General features: G+C 70.1%; 20 protein-coding genes and 1 pseudogene. 11 read left to right on the plus strand and 10 right to left on the minus strand.

The genetic code is table 11. The features are described from left to right. Positions 1-76: 76 nt before the first annotated feature. The gene (locus tag ACWEN6_RS22875) at positions 77-3904 is read right to left on the minus strand and encodes a HEAT repeat domain-containing protein (protein WP_452572822.1); all 3828 of its coding nucleotides are present in this window, start codon (positions 3902-3904) and stop codon (positions 77-79) included. Positions 3905-4261: 357 nt separating this feature from the next. On the opposite strand from ACWEN6_RS22875, the gene ACWEN6_RS22880 reads away from it, so the two are divergent. After that, positions 4262-4648 carry an antibiotic biosynthesis monooxygenase family protein gene (locus ACWEN6_RS22880; protein ID WP_452572593.1) on the plus strand — a complete coding sequence of 129 codons (387 nt, stop codon included), beginning with the start codon at positions 4262-4264 and terminating at the stop codon, positions 4646-4648. Between the two features lie 312 nt (positions 4649-4960). After that, a complete protein-coding gene (locus tag ACWEN6_RS22885; RefSeq protein ID WP_452572595.1) occupies positions 4961-6661 on the plus strand; it encodes a heparinase II/III domain-containing protein in 1701 nt (566 codons plus the stop codon). Between the two features lie 155 nt (positions 6662-6816). Here the strand turns inward: ACWEN6_RS22885 and ACWEN6_RS22890 are convergent, their stop codons facing one another. Continuing rightward, positions 6817-7434: a hypothetical protein gene (locus ACWEN6_RS22890; protein ID WP_452572597.1), complete on the minus strand. Its 618-nt coding sequence runs from the start codon at positions 7432-7434 to the stop codon at positions 6817-6819. A 374-nt stretch (positions 7435-7808) separates the two neighbouring features. Between ACWEN6_RS22890 and ACWEN6_RS22895 the strand changes: the two genes are divergently transcribed. The 3 genes from ACWEN6_RS22895 to ACWEN6_RS22905 all read left to right on the plus strand — a co-directional run bounded on the left by ACWEN6_RS22895 (position 7809) and on the right by ACWEN6_RS22905 (position 10452). Further along, a complete protein-coding gene (locus ACWEN6_RS22895; RefSeq protein WP_452572599.1) occupies positions 7809-8390 on the plus strand; it encodes a TetR/AcrR family transcriptional regulator in 582 nt (193 codons plus the stop codon). Next, complete coding sequence (locus tag ACWEN6_RS22900; protein WP_452572601.1) at positions 8374-9930, plus strand: nitrilase-related carbon-nitrogen hydrolase; 1557 nt, start codon at positions 8374-8376, stop codon at positions 9928-9930. The genes ACWEN6_RS22895 and ACWEN6_RS22900 overlap by 17 nt, the downstream gene beginning before the upstream one ends. Positions 9931-10035: 105 nt before the next feature. Next, positions 10036-10452 (plus strand): YybH family protein, encoded by a 417-nt coding sequence (locus tag ACWEN6_RS22905; protein ID WP_354847407.1) that lies wholly within the window; start codon positions 10036-10038, stop codon positions 10450-10452. A gap of 43 nt (positions 10453-10495) precedes the next feature. Here the strand turns inward: ACWEN6_RS22905 and ACWEN6_RS22910 are convergent, their stop codons facing one another. Then, positions 10496-10942 carry a hypothetical protein gene (locus ACWEN6_RS22910; protein ID WP_452572603.1) on the minus strand — a complete coding sequence of 149 codons (447 nt, stop codon included), beginning with the start codon at positions 10940-10942 and terminating at the stop codon, positions 10496-10498. Positions 10943-11113: 171 nt separating this feature from the next. Between ACWEN6_RS22910 and ACWEN6_RS22915 the strand changes: the two genes are divergently transcribed. Continuing rightward, the gene (locus ACWEN6_RS22915) at positions 11114-11557 is read left to right on the plus strand and encodes a MarR family winged helix-turn-helix transcriptional regulator (RefSeq protein ID WP_452572605.1); all 444 of its coding nucleotides are present in this window, start codon (positions 11114-11116) and stop codon (positions 11555-11557) included. A 3-nt stretch (positions 11558-11560) separates the two neighbouring features. Here the strand turns inward: ACWEN6_RS22915 and ACWEN6_RS22920 are convergent, their stop codons facing one another. Next, positions 11561-11992 (minus strand): ATP-binding protein, encoded by a 432-nt coding sequence (locus tag ACWEN6_RS22920; protein WP_452572607.1) that lies wholly within the window; start codon positions 11990-11992, stop codon positions 11561-11563. 175 nt (positions 11993-12167) lie between these two features. Between ACWEN6_RS22920 and ACWEN6_RS22925 the strand changes: the two genes are divergently transcribed. Both ACWEN6_RS22925 and ACWEN6_RS22930 read left to right on the plus strand, forming a co-directional pair. After that, on the plus strand, positions 12168-12989 hold the full coding sequence (locus ACWEN6_RS22925) for a helix-turn-helix domain-containing protein (RefSeq protein WP_452572824.1): 822 nt from the start codon (positions 12168-12170) through the stop codon (positions 12987-12989). After that, a complete protein-coding gene (locus ACWEN6_RS22930) occupies positions 12982-13185 on the plus strand; it encodes a DUF397 domain-containing protein (protein WP_452572609.1) in 204 nt (67 codons plus the stop codon). Before ACWEN6_RS22925 ends, ACWEN6_RS22930 begins: the two co-directional genes overlap by 8 nt. A gap of 106 nt (positions 13186-13291) precedes the next feature. Here ACWEN6_RS22930 and ACWEN6_RS22935 read toward each other — a convergent pair whose 3' ends face one another. Continuing rightward, the gene (locus ACWEN6_RS22935; RefSeq protein ID WP_452572611.1) at positions 13292-15100 is read right to left on the minus strand and encodes a CBM96 family carbohydrate-binding protein; all 1809 of its coding nucleotides are present in this window, start codon (positions 15098-15100) and stop codon (positions 13292-13294) included. 236 nt (positions 15101-15336) lie between these two features. Continuing rightward, positions 15337-15627, minus strand: a pseudogene (locus tag ACWEN6_RS22940) (NAD(P)H-dependent oxidoreductase); the annotation flags it as partial. 113 nt (positions 15628-15740) lie between these two features. On the opposite strand from ACWEN6_RS22940, the gene ACWEN6_RS22945 reads away from it, so the two are divergent. Beyond that, positions 15741-16718, plus strand: a complete 978-nt coding sequence (locus tag ACWEN6_RS22945; RefSeq protein ID WP_452572613.1) for a PLP-dependent cysteine synthase family protein — start codon at positions 15741-15743, stop codon at positions 16716-16718. Positions 16719-16806: 88 nt separating this feature from the next. On the opposite strand, the gene ACWEN6_RS22950 is transcribed toward ACWEN6_RS22945, so the two are convergent. The 3 genes from ACWEN6_RS22950 to ACWEN6_RS22960 all read right to left on the minus strand — a co-directional run bounded on the left by ACWEN6_RS22950 (position 16807) and on the right by ACWEN6_RS22960 (position 20552). Then, positions 16807-18627, minus strand: coding sequence for a BTAD domain-containing putative transcriptional regulator (locus tag ACWEN6_RS22950; RefSeq protein WP_452572615.1), 1821 nt, complete (start codon positions 18625-18627; stop codon positions 16807-16809). A 69-nt stretch (positions 18628-18696) separates the two neighbouring features. Beyond that, complete coding sequence (locus ACWEN6_RS22955) at positions 18697-19350, minus strand: FMN reductase (RefSeq protein ID WP_452572617.1); 654 nt, start codon at positions 19348-19350, stop codon at positions 18697-18699. Positions 19351-19478: 128 nt separating this feature from the next. Beyond that, on the minus strand, positions 19479-20552 hold the full coding sequence (locus ACWEN6_RS22960; RefSeq protein ID WP_354847380.1) for an LLM class flavin-dependent oxidoreductase: 1074 nt from the start codon (positions 20550-20552) through the stop codon (positions 19479-19481). Positions 20553-20744: 192 nt separating this feature from the next. Here ACWEN6_RS22960 and ACWEN6_RS22965 point away from each other — a divergent pair, with 192 nt between their 5' ends. After that, complete coding sequence (locus tag ACWEN6_RS22965) at positions 20745-21293, plus strand: N-acetyltransferase family protein (protein ID WP_452572619.1); 549 nt, start codon at positions 20745-20747, stop codon at positions 21291-21293. Between the two features lie 152 nt (positions 21294-21445). On the opposite strand, the gene cimA is transcribed toward ACWEN6_RS22965, so the two are convergent. Next, entirely contained in the window at positions 21446-23020 is a 1575-nt protein-coding gene (gene cimA / locus ACWEN6_RS22970) for a citramalate synthase (protein ID WP_452572621.1), read from the minus strand. A 516-nt stretch (positions 23021-23536) separates the two neighbouring features. Between cimA and ACWEN6_RS22975 the strand changes: the two genes are divergently transcribed. Next, positions 23537-24103 carry a Uma2 family endonuclease gene (locus tag ACWEN6_RS22975; RefSeq protein WP_452572623.1) on the plus strand — a complete coding sequence of 189 codons (567 nt, stop codon included), beginning with the start codon at positions 23537-23539 and terminating at the stop codon, positions 24101-24103. Positions 24104-24107: the final 4 nt, after the last annotated feature.

Raw genomic sequence — 24107 nt, forward strand, 5'->3', positions numbered from 1 at the left:
CCGCCCACCGGCCCCCGCTGCCATCGCCACCAGCACCCCGCCGAGCCCTCCCAGAGCACCGGCGCGAGTGGCCCAGTCACTCCTCGGCCGCCGTATCCGCCGACAGATCGGGCAGATCCTCGATCGAGAAGTCCGCCGAACAGCAGGCTAGGTGCCTGGTGATGGCCTCGTTCAGCTCGGCGGACGGGGTGGCACGCGCCAGCGCCTCCGCCAGCTCCTCATGGGTCGGCCGGAGCGAGACAAGGGTCCTCAGCGTCGCCTGGGCACGTGCACCATGATCACTGATCAACGGCTCCAGCAGGGCCGTACGCGACGCGGAGGCGTCCGGCCGGTGACCCAGGGCCTGCACGGCGAGCAGCCGGATGATCATGTCTCTCTTGGTCCGAGAGCTCTCAGACCGAGCGCATTCGGTCAGAGCCGCACGCACCTCGGCGTCACCGCTCAGCTCCTTCAACACCAGGAGGGCGTTGATCTGCATGTCGATGGGCCCGTCGGTGGCAGCGGTGATCAGTAAGCGCCGCGCCTCGGGCTCGTCGGCCAACGCCGGCAGGACCGTGATCGCCGCGGCCCTGCTCTCGCGTCGTCCGTCGACGGCCATCGCCAGGATCACGCCTCGCACCTGCGGGTCGCCGGCCGCCTTGCCCAGAGCGGTCACGGCGGCCCGCTGGACCTTGCCCTCGGAGTCGGCGCAGAGTCCGATGAGCGCCGTCTGGACAGCGGGATCATGGACGGCGCCCGCCAGAGCCTCCGCCGCCGCAGTACGGATCTCGTCGTCCTCGTCGGCGGTGCACCGCAGCACGGCCGCGCGCACGCCCGGATCGGCGACCACGCCGGCGGCCGCGCGCAGGGCGATGACGCGGATCTCCGGGCCCGGGTCGGCCACCGCTCGCACCAGCGCGTCACACACAGCGGGGTCGTCCGGTGGCGCATGGCCGAGGGCGGCGACGGCGGCCGCGCGAAGCTCGTGATCGCCGCCGGCCGCGTACCGCAGGAGGAGGGCCAGCCCGCCAGGATCACCGGCGATGTCGGGGAGATGACCGCGGGCGACGACGGCCGGCCGATCATGAGTCGTGCCCCAGATCACGCTGGACTGGTTCCTGCTCCAGCGCAGGATCGACGGGAGCACATCGGGGGCGGCGGCGATGCCGCCGAGTGCCCGCGCCACGGCGGTCTGGACCTCCGTGGCCGCGTCGGCGACCCGGTCCAGCACCGCCCGGCGGACCACCGGGTCGTCCAGCATGCCCGACAGCGCCGTCACCGCGGCGGCACGGACCCGCCGGTCCTCGTCGGCCGTGCACTCCAGCATCAGTGGCAGCACAGCGGGATCGTCCAGGGCTCCCGCCAGACCCGCCACCGCCGCGGCGCGTACCTTTCCTCCAGGTTCCATGGCATGGCGCAGCAGAGTGGCGCGGTGGTCCGGGTGGCCGAAGAACCGCTGGAGGGCTTCCTGCGCCGGGGACATCAGCAACGGCCATGCGACCGGCAGCGCACCGTCTGTGTCGAAGGCGGATCCTTCGCGGGAGTAGCGCGCCTGCACCATCGTCAGCAAGGCGTCCAGCAGCCGACGGTCGTCCGGGAACAGCCCGACGGCGATCCCCGCCGCCACCTCGACAACCGATCTCCAGGGCTGGTGCGCCCCGCGCCGGAGGAACCATGCCAGGTAGCTCTCGCGTCCCGGCCATGCCGGGCCGAGAGCCTGCGCTGTGGGCAGCATCTGCAGGCCGAGCACCACGGCGAACAGGTCCCGCGTGTCGCCGCCGTATTCCAGTGTCTGCACGATACGCACGATCACCCGGCCGCCCGCCTCCTCCAGTTCGGCCGAGGGGCGCTTCTCCGCCAGGCACTGGGCGGCGAGGATGACGTTCCACGGCAGATCGTCGCCGGAGCCGGCCCAGGGCCAGGGCCAGTTGACCTGGTCGGCCAGGTAGGTGACGATCTCGGCGGTGCGGGCGTCGGTGACCATGCCGGCGATCAGGCGCAGCACCTCGCGCCAGGCCGGGTCGTTCCAGTGCGCGCCGAACACCTCGGTCTTGAGCTCGTCCAAGCTCAGCGTGCCGTCGCGTTCGAGCTGCCAGCGGTAGGCCTCGGCGCAGAAGTACTCCAGCAGGGCCCGGTGTACGAACCCGTACAGCTCGGTGCCGTACCGGCTGAGGATGAAGTTGCGCTCGCGGAACTGCCGGATCATCACCCGGGCGATGCGCGTGGCCTCGGCCGGCGGGTGCCGGAACCGGGTCGTGAGGTAGTCCTCGAACTCCTCCCGCAGTTCCTCGGCGGTCAGGTAGTTGCCACCGGTCCCACTCCGGCCGCCGAGCTGCATGCGCAGAGCGACCCGGCGCAGCAGCTCGCCCTTCTCCTCCTCGCCGATGTGGTCGACGTGCGGGCTCTCGTCGCGCAGATAGCGCTCGACGTCCCAGCGCTGAACGAGCACCGTCGCGGCGTACTCGTACACCTTCCAGCGCTCGCGCGGCAGCTCCTGGTGCCGTCCGATGATCGCCAGGATGGTCAGCAGCAGCGGGTTGCCCGCCATCTCGCGCACCGACCGGATGTTCTCCACCGCGTCCGCGATGCGCTCGGTACGGCTGACCGCGTCGGCGGGGCGGTCGTGCAGCGCGAGGTGGTACCAGGAGGTGAGGAAGGACCTGATCTGCTCCGGGTCGAGGTCCTGCAGGGTGGCGTGGGCGAACCCGGCGTCCGCCAGGGTGGCCTTGGCGTAGCCGATGATCCGCGAGGTGACCAGGACGCGGGCCGAGGGGTACCGCTCGGCGAACCCGGCGATGCGCCGCGTCACGGTGGCCCGCTCCCCGGGGTCGAAGATCTCGTCCAGGCCGTCGAAGACGACCAGTGCGGGCCCGCCGGCGCCAAGGTAGGCGTGCAGGTCGTCGCAGGTCAGGCCGAGCGACTCGGTGTGGCACAGGTGGTCCAGGTAGTCGAGGAACGTCGCGCGGCCCGACCCCGCGTAGGACTTCAGCTCGACCAGCAGCGGCAGGTGCCCCTTGAAGCCCGGCAGTTCGGTGCCGGGCCCGGCGAGCGCGAGCATCAGGTAACGGGCCAGGGTCGACTTGCCGGCGCCCGGGTCGCCGAGCAGCACGGTGTTGCGGGCCTCGCCGCCGGTGAGGAACTCCAGCACCTTGCGCCGAGGGCGCTCCCGGTAGGCGGTGGCGAGGCGGCGGACCTCCTCGCGGTCGACATGGTGTGGAAGATCACGCGCATCGAGGTTCCCTTCGGCGCGGATCCACTGCCACAGCTCCTTGGGCAGGTCCAGCGGCGGCACGTCCTCCCGGACGTCCTGTTCCACGAACACCGAGCCGAGGGCGAAGCGCATCTCGTCGGCGTACCGCGGCGGGGTCAGCGTCTCCAGGTCCAGCCTGCTGTACTGCCGGATGAGCCGCTGGTAGTAGGTCCGGACGGCGCCGGAGTCCAGGTGCGGGCCGGAGGGCAGAGCTGGTCGCTGATCGCCGAGCGCGAGGTGGACGGCCGCCGCGACCTTGCGGCCCAGCTCCTCCGGAGAGGTGAAGAAGCTGATGATGTGCCGGTCGGCGAGTTCGGCGCGTAAGGCCTCGATGCGGGTGACGTCCGTGTCCATCTTCGATCGAGGCCAGGGGGCGTCCTCGTGCAGCAGGAAGATCAGCACGGGTATGCCGGCTTCGACCGCCGCCCGGTACTCCAGTTCGGTGATCGCCCGATCGTGGTCCGGCGGGACGTGGCCGTACCGCCAGGCGAAGATGCCGATGTAGAGGTCGCAGTCCCGTACGTCCGCCAGGCACTTCTCAACGGCGGGATGGGCGCCGGCGACGTACGCCTCCATGGCGAGGTCCGCGACGCGCATCTCGTGCAGCGCCTGCCGTACGGCCGCGCGCTCGTCCCGCAGATCCCGGTAGGTCGAGGAGACGTACGCCTTCTTCATCACCGATCGCCCCCACCTGATCCCACCGAATTCCCGAGAAACGGCACGCCGGAATCGGCCCATGTGGAGGCCTCGCCTCCGACCGATCCCGTACAGCCCCTCCCGCGTCGGCACCGCTGCCCGCCACCCTGATCAAAGGCCGGAATTCCCCCGATCCCCGGCGCAGCACGAGTATCCAGGAGAAGGCCCACCTATATCGGAGAAACCGAACATCAGCCGGCACCGGAGATGGGACTGCGTCCGCGTGGGCGAGGGGGGCGGATCGTAGGGTGGCTGTGCCGGGTCAGGGTCGGTCACCGCCTTCCGCGCGCGTGCGGCCGTGGGCCTGGCTACGACGTCACGTGGCGAGGAGTGGACATGTCGGTTGTGAAGATCAACGCTTTGATCGTGCCCGACGAGATGCGGGAGGAACTGGAACGCCGGTTCGCGGGACGCGCGGGCATGGTCGAGTCGTCGGACGGTTTCGAGTGGTTCGAACTGCTGCGTCCGCTGGAGGGCACCGACCGCTACCTGGTGTACACGCGGTGGCGCAGCGAGGAGGACTTCCAGCGCTGGCAGCAGAGTGAGTCCTTCCAGCGGGGCCACGCGCGCGCCGCCGCCGACGCCGCCCAGGGCCAGGCGGCCGAGCAGGGCCAGGGCCATGGGCACGGTCAGGGGCACGGGCATGGCCAGGGACCGGCCGCGACCGGCTCGGAACTGTGGACCTTCGAGGTCGTCCAGAGCACCGGCCACAAGAAGGCCTGACCGGCGCGCGGCGAGCGGTGACAGGTCCTCCGTGACCATCGGAGGGACAGAGCGGTGACCGGTTCTCGGTGACCATTGGAGGGACAGAGCGGTGAGCGGTCCCTGTGACGCCCGGAGGGCGATGTCGCGGGGAGCGGCGGACCGGCAGGCCCGTCGGGGCGGCCCGAATGCGGGTTACACCTGGGAGAAGCCTGGGTCCGAGGCATCTGATTGTTAACGATGCGACGGAAGAGACCCCGGCGACTTGACCTGTTCATCATGATTTGACCAGCATGATCCTCCCCCCATTTTTCGGTCACGGAAGGAACTGGCGTGCGCCGCCGGACACGAGCCCTCGCTTTCCTCACCACCCTTCTGCTGACCTGGGGCTGGACCTTCCAGGCCGCGCCCGCGGGCGCCGACCGCTCCGCCGGGGCCGCGGCGGTGAAGCAGAGCGCCGAATGCCAGGGCGACTGGCTGCCCGCCACGCCGACCTCCGCGCAGGTCATGTCCGGCGAGGTGCAGTTCCTCGACCTGCCGCCCGTCAAGATCGGCACCACGATCAACTGGCGCTGGAGCCCGTACAAGAACCGCTCCTGGGACATGGTGTTCTCCTCCCTGCGCTGGGTCGGCCGGCTGGTCGCCGACTACGAGACCTCCGGGGACGAGAAGCTGCTCGACCGCGCGACCGCGCTGGTCAAGAGCTGGGTGGAGAGCAACCCCCGGGGCAGCTCGCGCGCCAGCGCCTACGCCTGGGACGAGCACCCGATCGCGCTGCGCGCGCCCGTGCTGGTCTGCCTGAGCCGCCACGTCAAGGCGTCCTGGCTGACCGGCAGCCTGGTCGACCACGCCAGGATGCTCTCCGACCCGGCCCTGTACGAGAAGGGCCACAACCATGGGATGGATCAGGACATCGCCCTGCTGCGCATCGGTTGCCGCACCGGGCACAAGGAGTGGAGCGACCTGGCCGTCCGCCGCATGACCGGCTCGGTGAAGCTCGACATCGACTCCCAGGGCGCACTGCAGGAGCAGGCCCCGCGTTACGGCATCTACGTGCACGAGCGGCTGAAGGTCGGCATGGAGGCCATCACCGACTGCGGCAGGAAGGTGCCCTCCGAGATCGAGAAGCGCTGGGAGTCGCTGGAGGGGTACATCACCCATGCCACCGAGCCCAGCGGGTTCATGGTCCCGATCGGCGACGGCGGCGCGGACGTCAAGCCGGCGGGGTACAAGCACGCGAACAAGACCGTGCAGGTGTTCCGGACCGGCTACGTCTTCGGGCGGACGGCGTGGGACAAGCCCGAATCGGCGTACTACTCGATCAGGTTCGGCCCCGGCCTGAAGTTCCACGGGCACGAGGACCACCTGGGCGTGACCTACTACGCGCAGGGGCACGACGTGCTGGTGGAGGCCGGGTTCCACTCCTATGAGCGGACGGCGTACCGCTACTGGACCATGTCGCCCGAGGCGCACAACGTGCCCGTCGTGGTCGGCAAGCCCTTCCGCGGGCGCACGGCGACGTCCCTGACCCGCTCGTCGATCAAGGACGACCGGCAGTCGTACAAGCTCACCGACAAGGCCTATGGCGTGAGCAGGAACCGCTCGGTGCTGGTCAACCACGGCGACGACCTGATGGCCGTGCTGGACACGGTGGCCTCCGGCGCGAAGGCCCGCAGCTACTGGCATTTGGACCCGGCGCTGACCCCGGTGTCCACCAGCGGCGGCCGGGTCGTCGTGAAGGACAAGTCGGGATGGAAGGCCACGCTCGTGCAGCTCGCCATGCCGTCCTGCGCGCCGATCGGCGGCCAGTCGGTCGTGCGGGCCCAGACCAACCCCTACCAGGGCTGGATCTCACCGTCCTACATGGCCAAGGTGCCCGCCTCGGTGGTCGTCTCCCCCGCGGCCGGCGACCTGCTCACCATCGTCGTCCCCGGCACCGCCGAGCCCAAGGTCACCTGCTCGGGCACCCGCGTCACCGTCGAGACCTCCGACGGCCGGACCTCCTTCCGCGCCTCCGCCGGCACCCTCTCCTGAAGCGACCGGGAGGGCCTCGCGGGCCCTCCCGGAACCCGCTGTCTCCCCGATCGCGGGTCGCATCGTGGCCGGCCGACGCCCGCCCGCCCTTCCCACCACTGTGGAGAAGATCTTCAGGAACGCCCGCTGTCGCACCTTCGACCCACGAACGCGACCTATCCGGGCTTGTCCGGCGGATACAGCTTGTCGAAGGCGATTCCCGTCAGGACGGAGACGGCGACCGCGATCATCCACGGGTCGATGCCGGTGGCCTGGTTGATGAACTGAGCCGCCTCGCCGAAGTTCAGACTCGCATCCGCGCATGCGGCCAATGCCATCGCGAACGCGGCGCCGGTCATCACCCTGCGCCGCGATGCTCGTGAAGCGACGGGGAAACGTGCCTGCGGAGCCGCGAGCACGCCGGGCACGCCGGGCACGCCCAGGGATGGCGTCTGCTCAGGTAAGCGCGCGAGCAGATGTGGTTTCGGCCAGATCGCGGAGCCGGGCATGCGGAACAGCGGCTCCCATTCGGGCCGCTCGGGGACGGCTTCACGAACGGTCTCGGTGAAGAACGTGAAATCGCCGACGAAATCGACGAGCCACTGGACGCACACCCTGCGCGTTTCGAGATCGAAGTACGAGATGAAGAAAAGCGGTGCATTGCCGCTTCCATCGGCTGTCGCCGGAGGCGCCGGCGGACGCCCAGGGGGCGCGCCATGTCCAGAATGGACCAGGAACCGGGGAGGAGAATGGACAATGCGCCCGGCAGCCGGGGAAAGAGTCGCCACTGTCACCGCCCGACTCTACCTCCACCTCCCAAGAGACGGGCAGATGCGTAACCACCCCATCTCATAGCGCGGAACCTTTAGATACCCCGTCTCCTTCCGCTGATCATGTCAATCTCTTGAAGGTCGAGCCAAGACGCTCACCGTGCCCTGGCGGTGACCACATATGTTCACCGGGCGCGGCTCTCCACCCCCGGCCACGTGCTGCGGTGATCGGCGCCAGGTCGGCGGGTCGTGGTACGGCGATGCCGGTGCCGACCACGGCGCTCAAACCGGTGAACGCTCCTGGACGGCACACCAGGCAGTCCCTCTTCGGAGCGGCCGACCCTCCTGTCCGATCCAGCATGTATACGGCGTACACATGGAGCGTATACGGTGTAGACATGACGGAAGGACAGACCGCGGGACGCATCGCGGCGGCGGCGCGGGCGATTCTGGTCGAGCGGGGGGCCGACGCCGTCAGCATGCGACGGGTGGCCGAGGCCGTCGGCATCACGCCCATGGCGATCTACCGCCACTACCCCAACAGGGACGCGCTGCTACGGGCCGTCGCCGAGACCTCTCTCCGTGACCTGGCCCAGCACTGGGGCGGGCGCAGCCGGGGAGACGACTGGGACGGCCGGATGTTCGGTCTGCTCGACGACTTCCTCGACTTCGCCCTCGGCACCCCGCATCTGTACACGTTCCTGATGACGGAGGAGCGGGACCAGGCCCGCCGCTTCCCCGAGGACTACCGCAGCGGCGACGCGCCCCCGTTCAGCCAGATCGTCCGGGGCATCGAGGAAGGGATGCGCCTGGGAATTCTGCGGCCGGACGACCCCCTGGAGGTGACGCTGGCCCTCACCGCGCAGACCCAGGGCCTCGTCCAGCTCTATCTCGGCCGGCGCATCGGCATGTCAGAAGAGGACTTCCGCTCCCTGTGCGAGCGCTCAGCGAGAAGGATGCTCAATGGACTCACCTCTTAGCGCACCAGAGAACACCTCACCGGAAGCCGCCCCAACGAGCCTGGAACGCGGACACGCCGGTGGAGGGACGATCCGTTCCGCCTCCTCGGCGAGTGGCGCCTGGTCGTGGGCGGCCGCCGCGTGCTCGGCGGTGCTGCTGTACCTCGGCACCGGCCTGTCGCCCGTCGCGGCGCTGACATGGATCGCGCCCCTGCCGATCTTGCTGATCGCCCCGAGGGTGACCGCCCGCCGGGCCATGGCGCTCGCGTTCCTGGCCTACCTGGCCGGCAGCGCGAACAGCTGGGACTATTTCCTGCGCCCGCGCCCCTCCCTCGCCGTCCCGCTGCCCGCCGCCCTGAGCATCCTCATCGGCGGCTCGGTCCTGTTCGCGGTGGCGGTGCTGCTCTTCCGCGCCCTGCTCGTCCGGGGCCACGCCGTGCTCGCCACGCTGGCGGTCCCCGCCACCTGGGTCGGCGTGCTCTACCTCACCTCGCTGGCCAGCCCCTCGGGCGTCATGGGCACCCTGGCCACGACACAGGCCGACGTCACCACCGTGGTGCAGATCGCCTCGGTGACCGGGTTCTGGGGCGTCGAGTACCTGGTTCTGCTCGTGCCCGCCGCGATCGCCGCCTGTTCCGCCACCGGCATCCCCGTCATCGCACGGCTGCGCGCCGGGGCCGCAGGGCTGGTGATATCGGCCCTCGCACTCGGATACGGGACGTTCCGCCTGCACGACTCGCCCGCCGCCGCGAGCTCGCGACACGTCGTCGTCCTCGCCCGGGATCAGGGCCACTGGGCGACCGATGTCGCGACTCCGGAGGGGCGCGAGCTGGTCGCGGCCTACGCGGAGCGCATCGCGGGCCTTCCGGAGGGATCCGGGATCGTGGTGCTGCCCGAGGCGGGGTTCGCCGCCGACGACGCGAGCCTTCCCGCCCTCGTCGGCCCGATGGAACGGGCGGGCCGCGCCCGGGGGGCCGACATCGTGATCGGCCTGCTCCACACCACAGGGGGAGTCCGGTACAACTCCGCGCTCGCCGTCCCGGCGGGCGGCGGCGCCCTGGCCGAGTTCCACAGGTGGAACGCCGGGATGGATCAGGTGAGCCGGACCGGCCACGACCTCGCCTACCTGCCGGGCACCCCCTGGGCCGGGATGGTGGTCTGCGGGGACGTCAACTTCCCCCGCCCCACCCGCGACTACGCCGCCGCCGGGGCCCGGCTGCTGGCCGTCCCGGCCTCCGACGAGGACGTCGACGGCTGGCAGCACAGCCGTACGGCGCTGCTGCGCGGCGTGGAGAACGGCCTGGCCGTGGCCTGGTCCGACCAGCGCGGCGTGCCGATGATCTCCGACTCGTGGGGACGGGTGCGCGCCGAGACCAGGACCAGACCCGACGCCGGCCCCGACTCCTTCGCCATGGCCGCCGCCACCGTCCCCGCCGGCCCGGGAGCCACTCCCTACACCCGCTTCGGCGACTGGTTCCCCTGGCTCTGCCTCCTCACCACCCTCGCCGCCTCGCTCTTCGTCGTGGCCGCCAGGCTGCGTGAGAGGCCACAGCGGGCTTGACCTTGCCACCGGCGTCAACCTCTAGCATCGTCCGGTCCGGACGGCCCGGACCGCGTCGGACGCCGAGCGGCGATCGACTCGTTCCGCCCCTCCGGGAGTGACCTGTTGAGCACCTCGCCCACCGCCGACGACCGCGCATCACTGCTCGACCACGACCGCCGCTTCTTCGACGCCCTGGTCGCCGCCGACGTCACCGGATTGGCGTCCCTGCTGGCGGAGGACTTCGTCATGGTCGCCGTCGGCGACGGCGCCGTGGTGACCAGAGACGACCTGCTGACCGCGGTCTCGACCGGAGCGGTGCGGTTCCCGGTCATCGAGTCCTTCCCCGGCGAGGCCGTCGTCCGGCGCATCGGCGGCACCGGCATCGTCGTGGGCCGGACCGGGATGAGCTTCACCGGCCCGGACGGCGCCCCGTTCACCGCGGACAGCCGCTACACCCACGTCTTCACCACCACACCCACCGGCGGATGGCACCTCATGTCGGCCCAGGGAACCCAGATCAAGCCGCCCGTGGCGGGGTGACGCGGAAGGGACTGCGAACCCGCGCCTCCCCCCCATGGTCGGGTCAGGCGAGTGCGGCGGCGCGTTCCTTGGCCGCCAGCAGCACCGTGAGAGCGGTGTCGAGCTCAGCGGGATCGATGCCCTCGAAGGCGGCGTCGGTGACCTCGCGCGAATGCGCGTACACGGTTGCGAAGTGGTCGTCGCCGGCTTCGGTCAGTTCCGCTGTAGCGGGGGAGTTCTCGGGCCGGTATGCGACGTGGCCCGCCGCGGCGGCGCGCTCGAGCACCCGGAGGGTGTCCGCCTCGGCCAGGTCCATGCGCTGGTCGAGCTCCTTGGCCACCTCGTCGATGGGCAAGGGAACGTCCTTCTCCTTCAGCAGGGTCAGGAGCATCTGGGTGGGGAAGTCGGAGTCGAGGTCCGCGAGGGCGCGACGGTGCAGCTTGCCGACCAGGCGCGCGGTCTCGCCGAGCGCGCGGCCGAAGCTGGGGCGCGATTGGGGGTTCACGGTCATCTGAGTCTCCTTGTGATGTGCCGGTCGAACGGGAAGGGATGGACCACAGCACTCGACCGCCCTTATGGGAGGCCTCATCATTGATCGCCCTAATGATGGTGTGACCAATGATGGTGTGGCCAACACTACAGGACATTGATGGTGCTGCCAACATTCGGTTACGCTGGCGAGGTGAACAGCACCGCGAACCCGACCCCCGCCCGGCTGCGCACCCTTCCGAGCTGGGTGATCAATCAGACGGCGATCGCGGCCAACCGGCTGACCGACCGCGCACTGGCCGGCACGGGTTCCCGTCGGCACCACTTCGCGATGTTGTCGGCCCTGGACGAGTTCGGCCCATCCAGCCAGGCCGAACTCGGTCGATGCACCGGGATCGATCGCAGCGACGTGGTGGCGGTGGTCACCGCGATGGCCGAGCGAGGTTTTCTCGAGCAGCGTCCGGACCCGGCCCACGGCCGGCGCAATATCGTCACGCTCACTCCCGCGGGGAAGGACCACCTGGAAAGCCTCAGCGCCCTCCTCGCCGACGCCCAGAACGAACTACTGCACGCCCTCTCCCCGGCCGAATCCACAACGATCGTCGAGTTGCTCACGCGAGTCCTCGACAGCCGCTGACCATCACGAGGACGCCGCGTCGCGCTCCGCGACGTCGCCGCTTCCCCGCTCGTATCTCACCTCGAACCAGACCGTGCGCCCGGCGCCGCCCTCGCACACGTCCCACCGCTGCGAGATGAGTTCGACGAGCATCAACCCTCGGCCGCCCTCTCCGAGCGTTTCGCCGCAGACGCGCGGCGCGGACCCGCCTCCGGCGTCCACCACGTCGACGTGGACGAGGTCATGGCGGTCGGCGATGGCGAGGGTCACCTTTCCACCGTTCCCGGAATCGGAATGGAGGATGGAATTGGTGACGACCTCGGACACCAGCAATGTGACGTCGTCAATGGCGGGATGAGCCTCACCGAGTTTCGCCCTGACGAACTCCCTGCCCTGTGACACCGACTCCGGGGAGCCGGCCAGTTCGATAACGCCCAACAGCCGGCCTGCCGCCATGCGCGAACACCTTTCCTGCGCCGGTAATGGACACGCGTCCTGAGGACTTCGCCGCACCAGAATGTCAACGCGCGGCTACCATCGGTAGTGAATTCGGCGCACACCCCAGGCACAGTAGGGGTGATCCAGGGGGTGAGGCGTCACCCCGAATGCCATTCTCCCCGGGCAGGTGAATATGACATCCTCTAATGAGATAAATCCGCACGACTCCCCGCGCGGTCTGTTCGTCTTCGAGCTGCGCCGGCACAGGACCGCCGCCGGCCTCACCCAGAAGCAGCTCGCGGACCGCGTCGGTTTCTCCGAGTCCATGGTGGCCATGATCGAGTCCCTCAAGCGAACGCCGTCCCAGCGCTTCGCCGAGCTCTGCGACCAGGCCCTCGACCTCGACGGCGCCATGACCAGGCTCCACGCCGCCGCGACCTGGCACAAAGCCCCCGAACACTTTCGTCCCTGGCTGGAGGAGGAACAAGACGCCACAGCCCTCCACGGCTGGGAGCCCGTGCTCGTCCCTGGCCTGCTCCAGACAGAGGCGTACGCGAGAGAGTTGTTCGCCGCCGAGCCCGGCATCGGTACCGACGAGATAGACGAACGCCTCGCGAGCCGCATGCAAAGGCAGACGGTCCTCGATCGCGACGATGCCCCGTTCGTCGTGGCCCTGATCGACGAAGCCGTCCTTTATCGGCCCATCGGCACCGCCGAAGTCCGCAAAGAACAACTGACACATCTATTGGAAGTCGCTCAACGCCCTCAAGTGACCATTCAGATAGTGCCTCGCGCGGCGCAGGCACTCTGCGGGCTACTGGGCGGATTCATCATCGCCGAGCGCAACGGCTCCTCGTACGCCGCATACGTGGAAGGACAGCCCAACGGACGCATCGTGGATGATCGTCCCACGATCGCCAGATTGCTCCGTAGGTATGACGCTCTCAGCTCCGAAGCCGTACCGTACAGACAATCACTCAAGCTCATACACGAGGCGGTGGACCAGGATGCATGATCTTCGGGACGCTCAGTGGCGAAAGAGCACCTACAGCGGCGGCGACGGCGGCAACTGTGTCGAGGTGGCATCGAACCTGACCAGCATCGTCGCCGTACGTGACACCAAGAACCCGTCCGGACCGGCATTGTTCTGCACACCCGATAACTGGTCGGCATTCCTGAGCGGCATCAAGCACGACGCGTCCGGCGTCTGAGCCCATGACAGGCTGCGCTCACGCGCCGTCGTGACGAGAGTCGGTCGTCCGAGGCGAAGACCAGGAGAGCCGGGGCCGTACGGCCCTCCTGGAGCCCCGCCGGTGATCAACCGGCCGACGCGACCACGAAGTAGTAGAACGTGACGAACATCGAGCGGTTGTCCGCCCGGTCGGCGCTGACCACGACCAACTGATGGAGTCCGGCGGCCGTGGGCGTCCAGGTCAGCGTGCCGGTGCCGTCGGGCCCGGCGTCCACCCGGCTCCACTGCTCGTCGTCCATCTTGTAGTAGTAACCGCCCACGTCCGCCACGCCGTTGGGCCTCATGGTGAACTGGCCGGGCACGCCCGGCCCGCCGACGGGGGTCGGGCCGCTGTAGGGGGTTCCCGCAACCGTGCCGGACCGTTCAGGCCTAGTGGTGTCCACCACGTACTCACACCACGGGCTCCACTCGCTGACCTGCTCGTAGGCGTCCTCCGTGCGCACCCGCCAACGGTACGCGCCGCCGTCGTCACCCACGGGGACACCGGATGCCTGCCCATCCAGGATCGGGGTGAACTCCTCTCTGACCGGCTGCCCGTCGATGGTCTCCCACTGCCAGTGGGCGCTCGCCGGACCGCCGCCGCGGAGCACCGCTTGCGGCCGGGGCGCGAAGGGAACGTACGACCGTGCGTCGCCCGTCGCGCAGGGGTAGGGCCCTCCCTTGCCGCCGATCATGTCGGGCCACATGCGCTCCGACGGGTCGGTCATGAGCTGAGCCGGCGGCTCCACCGGCGGCAGGTGGTTGATGTTGAGCAACGGCGCCTGCTGGAGGAGGTACGTGCCGAGCGGAGCCCTCTCTTGCTGCGACCGCAGGCCGAACGTCACGGTCGTACGACCGGCCGCCTGCGCGTCCGCCACCACCGCCGACACGTCGAATACCAGCATCGCCCCCGACGTGTCACACGAGGCCCAGGTGTAGGTGGCGACGAGCCGCGACCAACGCGGCTGCCGACGCCAGGTCGTGTGCTCGTCAACGGGACCGGTCTCCCAGAGCTGGAGGGGTTTTTCCCCGACTCCGCAGGTGTCGGCCCTGGCCACCAGAAGCTTCGCCTGCACCGGTCTGCCTCCGGCGAACGACGGCACGGGGAACCGGTAGAACGCCCTGGCGACGCGGTGTCCCCCCAGCGAGCCGACGGGCATGGACGCGTCCTGCCTCCAGTGCGACGAGTTGCGGTGCTCGGACTCCACATAGGTCCAGCCGTCAGCGGTCACGGCCTGAACCGGCAGGTACGGATCGGACAGGTAGGGGTCCTGCGACTTGTACTCATAGGTGATGCGCAGCTCAGGGGAGTTCAGGATGTTGAGACGGCCCTGCGGCCGGTCCTCGAAACTGGCGCGCACGCCGAGGACGAGCTCGCCACCCTCGCCGGCCACGGTGTCGGTGACCACCGGAGTCATGTCGAACTCGTAGGGAGAGTTGGGATCGCACCCCCATTGACTCGGGACGACCGCGAGGATCGTGGTCCACTCCGGCTGGCGCTCCCAGTTGGTGCGCCTGTCGATGTGACCGGTCTGCCACACCTCGAAGCCCCGGACGCGGTTCTCGCAGACGGGGTTCGACCGAAACAGCGTCAAGGACGCCGCGATGATCGTCTTGCCGTGCAGCATGGAAAGGTCGTTCATGAAGAACGACCTGTACACCGTGGGCGGCTCGTCCGCCTGGTCGAACGTCCCGGCCAGGCCCACGGGCGCGTCGATGTCCTCGTTCCAGTGCGGTCGCTGGGCTTCGGCTGAGGAGACGTAGGTCCATGCCGCCGGCCGTAACACGATCGTCGCCCTCGGAGTCCAGGCTTGCGCGGGCGCCACCACGAAGGGCACGATCATCACCGCGGCCGCCAATGCGCGCGCGAGCAGCCGAAATACCCCTGACCTCATGAAATTGTCCCCGTTTCTAATCTTCGGTCCCCAGAAGGCAGACTAGATCACCAAGTCCTTCGACATCAGACCCAAATTGCGGACGACCGGCCGTGAGGCTTGACCTATTTACACCGACGACAATGCGGGGTCATCGAACACCGCGTGATCGGCGGATAGGTCGAGGTCTCGTCGGGTGAGGGTGTCCGGAACGACTCAGGCGTCCGGGGAGGGACCAGAAGGTCCGGCGCGGCGGCGCCGCCCCAGTCTTCCGGCGCCGCGAACACCGACGTGGGGACGACCACGGCCCCCAGGTAGGCGAACAGCGGCCGTACCGTGCTCTCCAGCACCAGCGAGTGGCGCGCTGTGCAACCCGTCGCGCCGATCAGCACCGGCTTGCCGGCCAGCGCGTGATCGTCCAGCAGGTCGAGGACCTCGAAGAACGCCTTGAACAACGAGCTGTGGGAGGCGGCCGGCGTCGGCGTCACCGCGATCAGCCCGTCGGCTCCGGCGACCGTTTTCAGCGCGCTTCGCTTATCTGCACCTGGGCTGATCGGGCAACCGCGACAATCATTTCAGGGGAGAGCGCGCGGATTCCCTGACCCGCTCGCTGGTAGCGAATGGGCGCAGTCTTCCGAGCCGCGCCTGACATGGTGGGACGGTGGATTGGAACACGCGAGCTCTCGACGTGCTGGCGGTGGGTAAGCCCACCCCGCTGATTGACTTCCCGGTATCGGCGCCCGGGATCAGGCTGCTGCTGAAGGACGAGTCTGCGCAACCGACGGGGAGCCTGCGGCACCGGCACGCCAGGGCACTGTTCCGCCGGGCCGTACTCGACGGGTCGGTCACCGAGGGCGTGACCGTGGTAGAGGCGACCGGCGGCAACGCGGCCGTGGCCCAGGCGTGGTTCGCGCGGCGGCTCGGGCTGCCGTACATCGTGGTCATGCCGGGCGAGCGCAGCCAGGCGCGGGCGCGGCCGGTGGAGGAACTGGGCGGGGAATGCCGATTCGTGACGCCGCCGCTGGCGATCTACAACGCCGCTCGGGAGATCGACGGGCACTTCCTGGACCAGTTCGGGCGGACCGCGCCGCACGACCTGGCGGAGGAGCTGTTCGGGCAGGTGCGGCCGGACTGGGTGGTGACGGGCGCGAGCACCGGAGCGACCTCGGCCACCATCGGCCAGTGGATCCGGGCCCATGGAGAGGACTGCCGGGTCGCGGTGGCGGATCCCGAGAATTCGGCCTACTTCCCAGGATGGACCCTCGACGTGCCCGACTACGGCACCGGGATGCCCTCGCGGATCGAGGGCATCGGACGCCCACGCGTAGAGCCCGCCTTCCGGCCCGACCTCGTGGACCTGGTCGTCCCCGTGCCCGACGCGGCCAGTGTGGCGGCGGCCCGGCACATCCGCGAGGTGACCGGGCTGCCAGTTGGCGCCTCGTCGGGCACCGCGTTGTGGGCGGCGCTGGAGCTGGTGGAGCGCATGCGGGCCAGGGGCGAGACCGGCACGGTGGTGTCGCTGATCGGCGACGCGGCCGATCGGCATCTGGCGACCTGTCACGACGACGGGTGGGCCGCCGGGAAAGGGCTGGACGTCGGACAGCACACGAGCACTCTGAGGCAGCGCACCAGCTTGTGACCTGCATCGGCGTGCGATCCCGTCCCTGCCGCCTTGCGCTTGTCGAAGTGTTCCTCGGCTCGAAGCGCCCCGAGGTTCGGGTCAAGCCTTAAGCGCTGGTGCGGGAACGGGCGAGCCGGGACAGGGCGGCTTGGATGACTTCGGGGCCGTCGTCGTCGTGGGTGCGGCTGCGGGCGAAGAGCCACAGCGGCTCTGGGTAGTGGTACCGGTCCAAGTCGCCGGGGACCAGCAGGTGCAGGTCCACAAGGGACTCCAGCAGCGCGGCGGTGTGGCCGAGGGGCAGTTCGAGCACGGCCGAGGCGGCGGCGAGGGAGATCTCGGGCTCCTCCGCGACCGACAGCAGCCGGAACGCCCGCGCCTGCGCGGGTGAGAGCCGCTCCAGCACCGACGCGTACGGCCGCTCGATGGCCCGGCACTCCGCCGGGAGCACTGGCGAGCCAGGAGCGGGCCTGCCGATGCGCTGCCTGGCCTCGGCCATGCTCCATCCCGGCCGGGAGGCGATCCGCGCGCCGACGGCCTGCACGATCTGCGGCAGGCCGGCGGTGCGCCTGGCCAGTTCGCGCACTTCGCCAGGCTCGGGCCGCACCCGGTCGGCGCCGATGATCCGTTCCAGCAACGCGACCGCGTCGTCCTCCTCCAGCCCGGCCAGCCGCAGCCAGTGGGCCGACGCCAGGTCGTACAGCCGCTGCCGCGCGGTGACCACGACCGCGGGCCCGCCCGGGCCGGGCAGCAGCCGCCGCACCTGCTCGGCGTCGCGGGCGTCGTCCAACACGACCAGCAGCCGGCGGCCGGTGGTGAGCGTCCGCCACAGCGCCATCCGTTCGCTGAACGACTCGGGCAGCCCCGCGTCCAGGACGCCGACGCCGTGCAGCAGCTCGGCCAGCGGCTCGCCGGCGGTGCCGAGGTCGACGAACAGTTGACCGTCGGGGAAGTCCGCCGCGACCTCGTATCCGAGGTGCACGGCGAGGGCGGTCTTGCCGACGCCGGCGAGTCCTTCGACGCCGACCACCGGGACGCTGGCCCGGGACGGGGTGAGAGCGCCGGCCATCAAGGACCGTTCCCGATCACGACCGACGAAGTCCGGCAGGTCGGGCGGAAGCTGGGTGGGACCGCCGGGCGCGGCGACGGCGGACGGCGGCGCGGGAGCGGCGGGGGCGAGCAGCGCCGGGTCGGAGGCGAGGATGCGGCGCTGCATCTCCCGCAGGTCCGGGCCCGGATCCAGGCCGAGTTCGTCGGCGAGCAGCCGCCGCACATCCTCGAACACGGCGAGCGCGTCTGCCTGCCGGCCGGACCGGTAGAGGGCCAGCATCAGCAGCTCGCGCGGCCGTTCGCGCAGCGGCTGCTCCCCGATGACCTGCGCGAGCTCGGCCGCGGCTTCGGCGTGCCGGCCGGAGTCGATGTCGGCGGCGGCCAGGTCCTCGATCGCCGTCAGCCGCAGTTGCTCCAGTCGTACGCGCTCGAACTCGGCGTAGTCGCCGTTGACGCCGGCGAGCGGGGTGCCGTGCCACAGGTCGAGTGCCGCACGTAGTGCGGTGGCCGCCGCGGGCGCGTCACCGGCCCGGCGGGCCTCCCTGGCGAGGCCGAGGTGCCGCTGGAACTCGGTGAGATCGAGATCGCCGGTGCGTAGCGCATAGCCGCCGCCGACCGACTCGATCACCGCGGTCGGGTGGCCCGGGTCGAGCACACGGCGCAGCCGCGACACGTAGGAGCGGACGACGCCGACGGCGGCCCGGGGCGCCGCACCGCCCCAGATCGCGGCGATCAGCTGGTCGGGCAGGGCCGGCAGGCCGGTCTGCAGCAGGAGGATCGCGAGGATCGCCCGTTGCTGCGGGCTGCCCAGGTCGATCTCGTCGTCGCCGCGCCAAGCGCGCACCGGTCCGAGCACTTCAAAGCGCAGCCGCTCCCCCACCGATGACTCCCTCCAGCCGCTCCCCCTGGTCGTCACCGGCAACGACCTGCGGCAACCCGGTATTCCGCCTCAGCCGGCGCCGAGGAGGTCGGTGAAGGGGGTTGGCGCGAAGGGGTCGCGGACGTCGGGCGCGGCCCGTCGGCGGATCTCGGCGGCGAACTGGGCCGCGGCGCGGTCGATCCGGTGGGCCAGCAGGTCGGGTGCGGCGGCGCCGCCCCAGTCTTCCGGCGCCGCGAAGACCGACGTGGGCACGACCACGGCTCCCAGATAGGCGAACAGCGGCCGTACCGTGCTTTCCAGCACCAGCGAGTGGCGCGCGGTGCCACCGGTCGCGCCGATCAGCACCGGCTTACCGTCCACCGCGTGATCGTCCATCAGGTCGAGGACCTCGAAGAACGCCTTGAACAACGAGCTGTAGGAGGCGGCCAGCGTCGGGGTCACGGCGATCAGGCCGTCGGCCGCTGAGACCGTTTCCAGCGCGGTTCGCAGTTCTGGCTCCGGAAAGCCGCTGACCAGGTTGTCCACCAGGCCGTGCCCGTGCTCGCGCACCTCGATCACGCGCGTCTCGACCTGGTCCCCCCACTCGCGCAGCTCACGCTCGGCCGAGGCGGCCAGCCGGTCGGCGAGAAGCCGGGTCGAGGAGGGGCGGCCGAGCCCGGCGGAGACCACGGCGATGGTGCGCCTCGTCGGCCCCGCGCCACCGTCGCCGGTCGGCCCTGTCACCGCTCCGCCGCTTTGTGCGGCTCGCGCGGCCACCGTTCGGTCCCTTTCGACGGTCCACGCGCCCGTCGCCGCGCCGCCCTCACCGGCAGACGCGCTCACCGCTCCCCCGCCCTCACCGGTTGACGTGCTCATCGCTGCGCCGCCTTCAGTGACTCGTGCGTCGGAGCGTCCGGGATGTGTGCCGGTCGGAGGGAGGCGAACTCCTTGCGGAGGACCGGAACGACCTCCTCGCCGAGGAACTCGATCTGGTCGAGGACCGCGTGGTGCGGCAGGCCCATGCCGTCCACGTTGAACAACTGCCGCTGGTAGTCGCCGAAGTCCTCCCGGAACCGGAGCGTCCGGTCGATGATCTCCTGCGGGCTGCCCACCGCCAGGGGCGTCTGCCGCATCGTCTCCTCCAGCGACGGCCCGTTGCCGTAGGTCGGGGAGTTGTCGAAGAACGGCCGGAACTCGGCGATCGCGTCCTGCGACCTTCGCCGCATGTAGACCTGCCCGCCGAGTCCCACGATCGCCCGGTCGGCCGGTCCGTGCCCGTAGTGCTCGAAGCGGGTGCGGTACAGCTCGATCATCCGGCGCGTGTGCTCCTTCGGCCAGAAGATGTTGTTGTGGAAGAACCCGTCGCCGTAGTAGGCGGCCTGCTCCGCGATCTCGGGGCTGCGGATGGAGCCGTGCCAGACGAACGGCGGCACGCCGTCGAGCGGGCGCGGGGTCGAGGTGAACGACTGCAGCGGGGTGCGGAACCTGCCCTGCCAGTCGACCACGTCCTCGCGCCAGAGCCGGCGCAGCAGGGCGTAGTTCTCCACGGCGAGCGCGATGCCGTCGCGGATGTCCTTGCCGAACCACGGGTAGACCGGGCCGGTGTTGCCCCGGCCCATCATCAGGTCGACCCGGCCCTCTGCCAGGTGCTGGAGCGTCGCGAAGTCCTCGGCGATCTTCACCGGGTCGTTCGTGGTGATCAGCGTGGTCGACGTCGACAGCAGGATCCTGCTGGTGCGCGCCACGATGTAGCCGAGGATGGTGGTGGGCGAGGACGTCACGAACGGCGGGTTGTGGTGCTCGCCCATCGCGAAGACGTCGAGACCCGCCTCCTCCGCCTTCAGCGCCGTCTCCACCATCCGCTTGATGCGCTCATGTTCGGTCGGTGCGCGCCCGGTGGCGGGATCCGGCGCGATGTCGCCGACCGTGAAGATGCCGAACTGCACGGCGATCACCTTTCAGGAGTAGGCCGTGACCGATGGTTCCGGTCACGTCCCGATGAAAGCGCCGCGACGATGACAGCCGCTGCACGTCCGATTCACGCGCCCTGCACGCCCCGCGCGAAGCGCACCACCGCAGGACCGCGTCACGCGAGATCATTTGCGGAACGTGCCGCGCATCGACCGCTGGGAGGCTCCGTGGATGAGGTGTCCGTCCGGGACATGACGGTGGAGGACGTCCCGGCGGTGTCGGCCGTCCGGGTCACCGGCTGGAAGACCGCGTACGCGGGGATGATCCCCCGCGAGTTCCTGGACCTGATGACCGTCGAGGCCGACAGCGAGTACCGCAGGAGCGCCTTCCGGAGCGACTCCCCGGTACGGAACCTCGTCGCGGAACGGGACGGGACGGTGGTGGGCTGGGCCGCGCTGGGCCCCTGCCGCGACGAGGGCTGCACGGCCCTGGACGGGGAGATCTACGCGCTGTACGCGTTGCCGGACGCGATCGGCACGGGCATCGGCCGCGCGCTGATGCGCGAACTGCTCGCCCGCGCCGACCACGCCGGGTTCACCACCCTGCGCCTTTGGGTGCTGGAGGCCAACCGCCGCGCCCGCCGCTTCTACGAGCGCGCCGGCTTCCACGCCGACGGGGGACGGTCGCTGTGGAACATAGGCCGGACGTCGGTCCCCGAGGTCAGCTACGTCCGCGATCTTCTCGGCGACTCCGGCGCCCGGCCGGCAGCGGGCTGAGCGCTGTGTGACGGGCCGAACGCCAGGCCGGCCGATCGGCACACGACCGGCTGAGCGGCACACGACCGGCTGAGCCCTGAAGAGCCGGCCGAACCCTGAACAACCGGCTGAGCCCCGCACGCTCGGTTGAACGAAGCCCGGCCGGCCGAGCGCTACGCGGCGTGGCCCGCCCGCAGGAGGCCGTAGGTCACCGCCTGCTCGAGCGCCTGCCAGGAGGCCTCGATGATGTTCTCGTCCACGCCGACCGTCGCCCACTCGCCGCTGGCGTCGCTGGAGGTGACCAGGACGCGGGTGACGGCCCCGGTGCCGTGGGTGCCCTCGACGATGCGGACCTTGAAGTCGATGAGCTCCACCTCGGCCAGCTCGGGGTACAGCTTCTCCAGGGCCAGGCGGACGGCGCGGTCGAGCGCGTTGACCGGGCCGTTGCCCTCGCCGGTGGCGACGATGCGCTCGTCCTTGGCGTGCAGCTTGACCGTGGCCTCGCTGACCACGTCGCCGCCCGGGCGCCGTTCGACGATGACCCGCCAGGACTCGACGGTGAAGTGCCTGCGCCGCTCGCCGGTCACGGTGTCGCGCAGCAACAGCTCGAAGGAGGCGTCGGCGGCTTCGAAGGTGTGCCCGCGCGACTCCAGGTCCTTGACCCGGTCGACCAGTTCGCGCGACTGCTGGGAGGTGAGGTCGTAGCCGAGTTCCTTGCCCTTCAGCTCCACCGAGGCCCGCCCGGCCATGTCGGAGACGAGCATGCGCATGTCGTTGCCGACCTCGGCGGGGTCGATGTGCTGGTAGAGGTTCGGGTCGACCTTGATCGCGCTGGCGTGCAGCCCGGCCTTGTGCGCGAACGCCGAGACGCCGACGTAGGGCGCGTGGGAGTTGGGCGTGACGTTGGTGACCTCGGTGATCGCGTGGGCGATGCGGGTCATCTCGGCCAGGGACTCCCGGGGCACCAGGTCGAAGCCCCGCTTGAGCTGCAGGTTGGCGACGACGGTGAACAGGTTGGCGTTGCCGGAGCGCTCGCCGTACCCGTTGGCGCAGCCCTGGACGTGGGTGGCGCCCGCCCGCACGGCGGCCAGGGTGTTGGCGACGGCGCAGCCGGTGTCGTCGTGGCAGTGGATGCCGATGCGGGCGCCCGTGCCCGCCGCCTGGTGGACGACGTCGGCCAGTTCGTCGGGCAGCATGCCGCCGTTGGTGTCGCACAGCGCGATCACCGAGGCGCCGGCCTCGGCGGCGGTGCGCAGGACCTCCAGCGCATAGGCGGGGTTGGAGTTGTAGCCGTCGAAGAAGTGCTCGGCGTCCAGGAAGACCCTCTGCCCCTCCGCGCGCAGGTGGGAGACCGTGTCGCGGATCATCGCGAGGTTCTCCTGCAGGGTCGTGCGAAGGGCCAGTTCGACGTGCCGGTCGTGACTCTTGGCGACAAGGGTCACGACCGGCGCGCCGGATTCGCGCAAGGCGGCGACCAACGGGTCGTCGGCCGCCTTCACTCCGGCTCGGCGGGTCGCGCCGAACGCGGCGAGCTGCGCGTGCTTCAGGTCGAGCTCGGTCCGAGCCCGCCGGAAGAATTCGGTGTCCTTGGGGTTGGCCCCCGGCCAGCCGCCTTCGATGAAGCCGACGCCCAGGTCGTCCAGGTGGCGGGCCACGGCGAGCTTGTCGGCGACGGTGAGGGACAGCCCCTCCTGTTGCGCGCCGTCGCGCAGCGTCGTGTCGTACACATGGAAGCGGTCGTCGGCCATGGTTTGTCTCCTTCGCGGGGTGCCTTCTTGCGTTCGCCGCGCGCGATGTCCGCCGTCGGGCCCCGAAAGCCGGCCCAAACAAAAAGACCCCTCACGGACGTGAGAGGTCTGCGCGCCGGCGGTGTCCCTTTTCAGCCAGCGCGCCTGCCGATAATGAGCAGACCGTAGAACATGGTGCCCGTAGTCTGCCACATGCCGCCACCATATGGCACATCGATCTCACCATCCGGACGTCCGCCGTCACCGCCGCCCCGGCGGCCCCACCGCCATCCACAGGCGTCCTCGATTTCCGGCGGGCCGTAACCCATCCCCCTTACGCTAAGCGACGGCAAAGCGACGTTAGGCAACCCACCTGGAGGGGATGATGCACCTATGGCCAAGGTCCTGGACAAACCACAGAAAGCCGACCCAGCGGACGATCAGGACGCGCGGACTGACGACTCCGCCCGAGAAGACCGGGAAGATTGGGAAGACAGGGAGACGAACCTCGTCGCGACTTCGGACACCCCACCCGATGTGGCCATCGAGCGGCTCGGCGACCATGCGGAGCTGGAGAGCATCTACTACGAGACCGGCGCCCGTCTCGAGAGCAGACGCAAGGTCGAACTCGTCAACGGCCGGGTCGTGGTGAGAGAGATGCCCACCGCCGAACACGCGAGGATCGTCTACCGGCTGCTCCTCCAGCTCATCCCCATGGTGACCGAGCGCGGCTGGGAGATCCTGCCCGACATCGCCATCTTCCTGGGCCCTCAGATGGACCGCTATCGTCCGGACGCCACGGTCGTGCCCGCCGATCCGCCGATGTGGCAGCCGGACGAGGTGTACGCCCACGCGACGCTTCTGGTCGCCGAGGTGGTGTCCAAGAGCAGCACGCACGACGACCACATCGTCAAGCCGGGCCAATGCGCGGTGGCGGGCGTGCCGGCGTATCTGGTGATCGACACCTTCGAGGGCAGGGCACGACTGCTCAGCCACCCCCACGAGGGTAGGTACGGGCAGGAGGTGTCAGTGGCGCTCGGGGAGCCTCTGGCGTTGCCGGAGCCCTGGCGGCTGACGATCGACACCGCCAAGCTCGTCGGCTGAACGG

Source organism: Sphaerisporangium sp. NPDC004334, assembly GCF_053602655.1.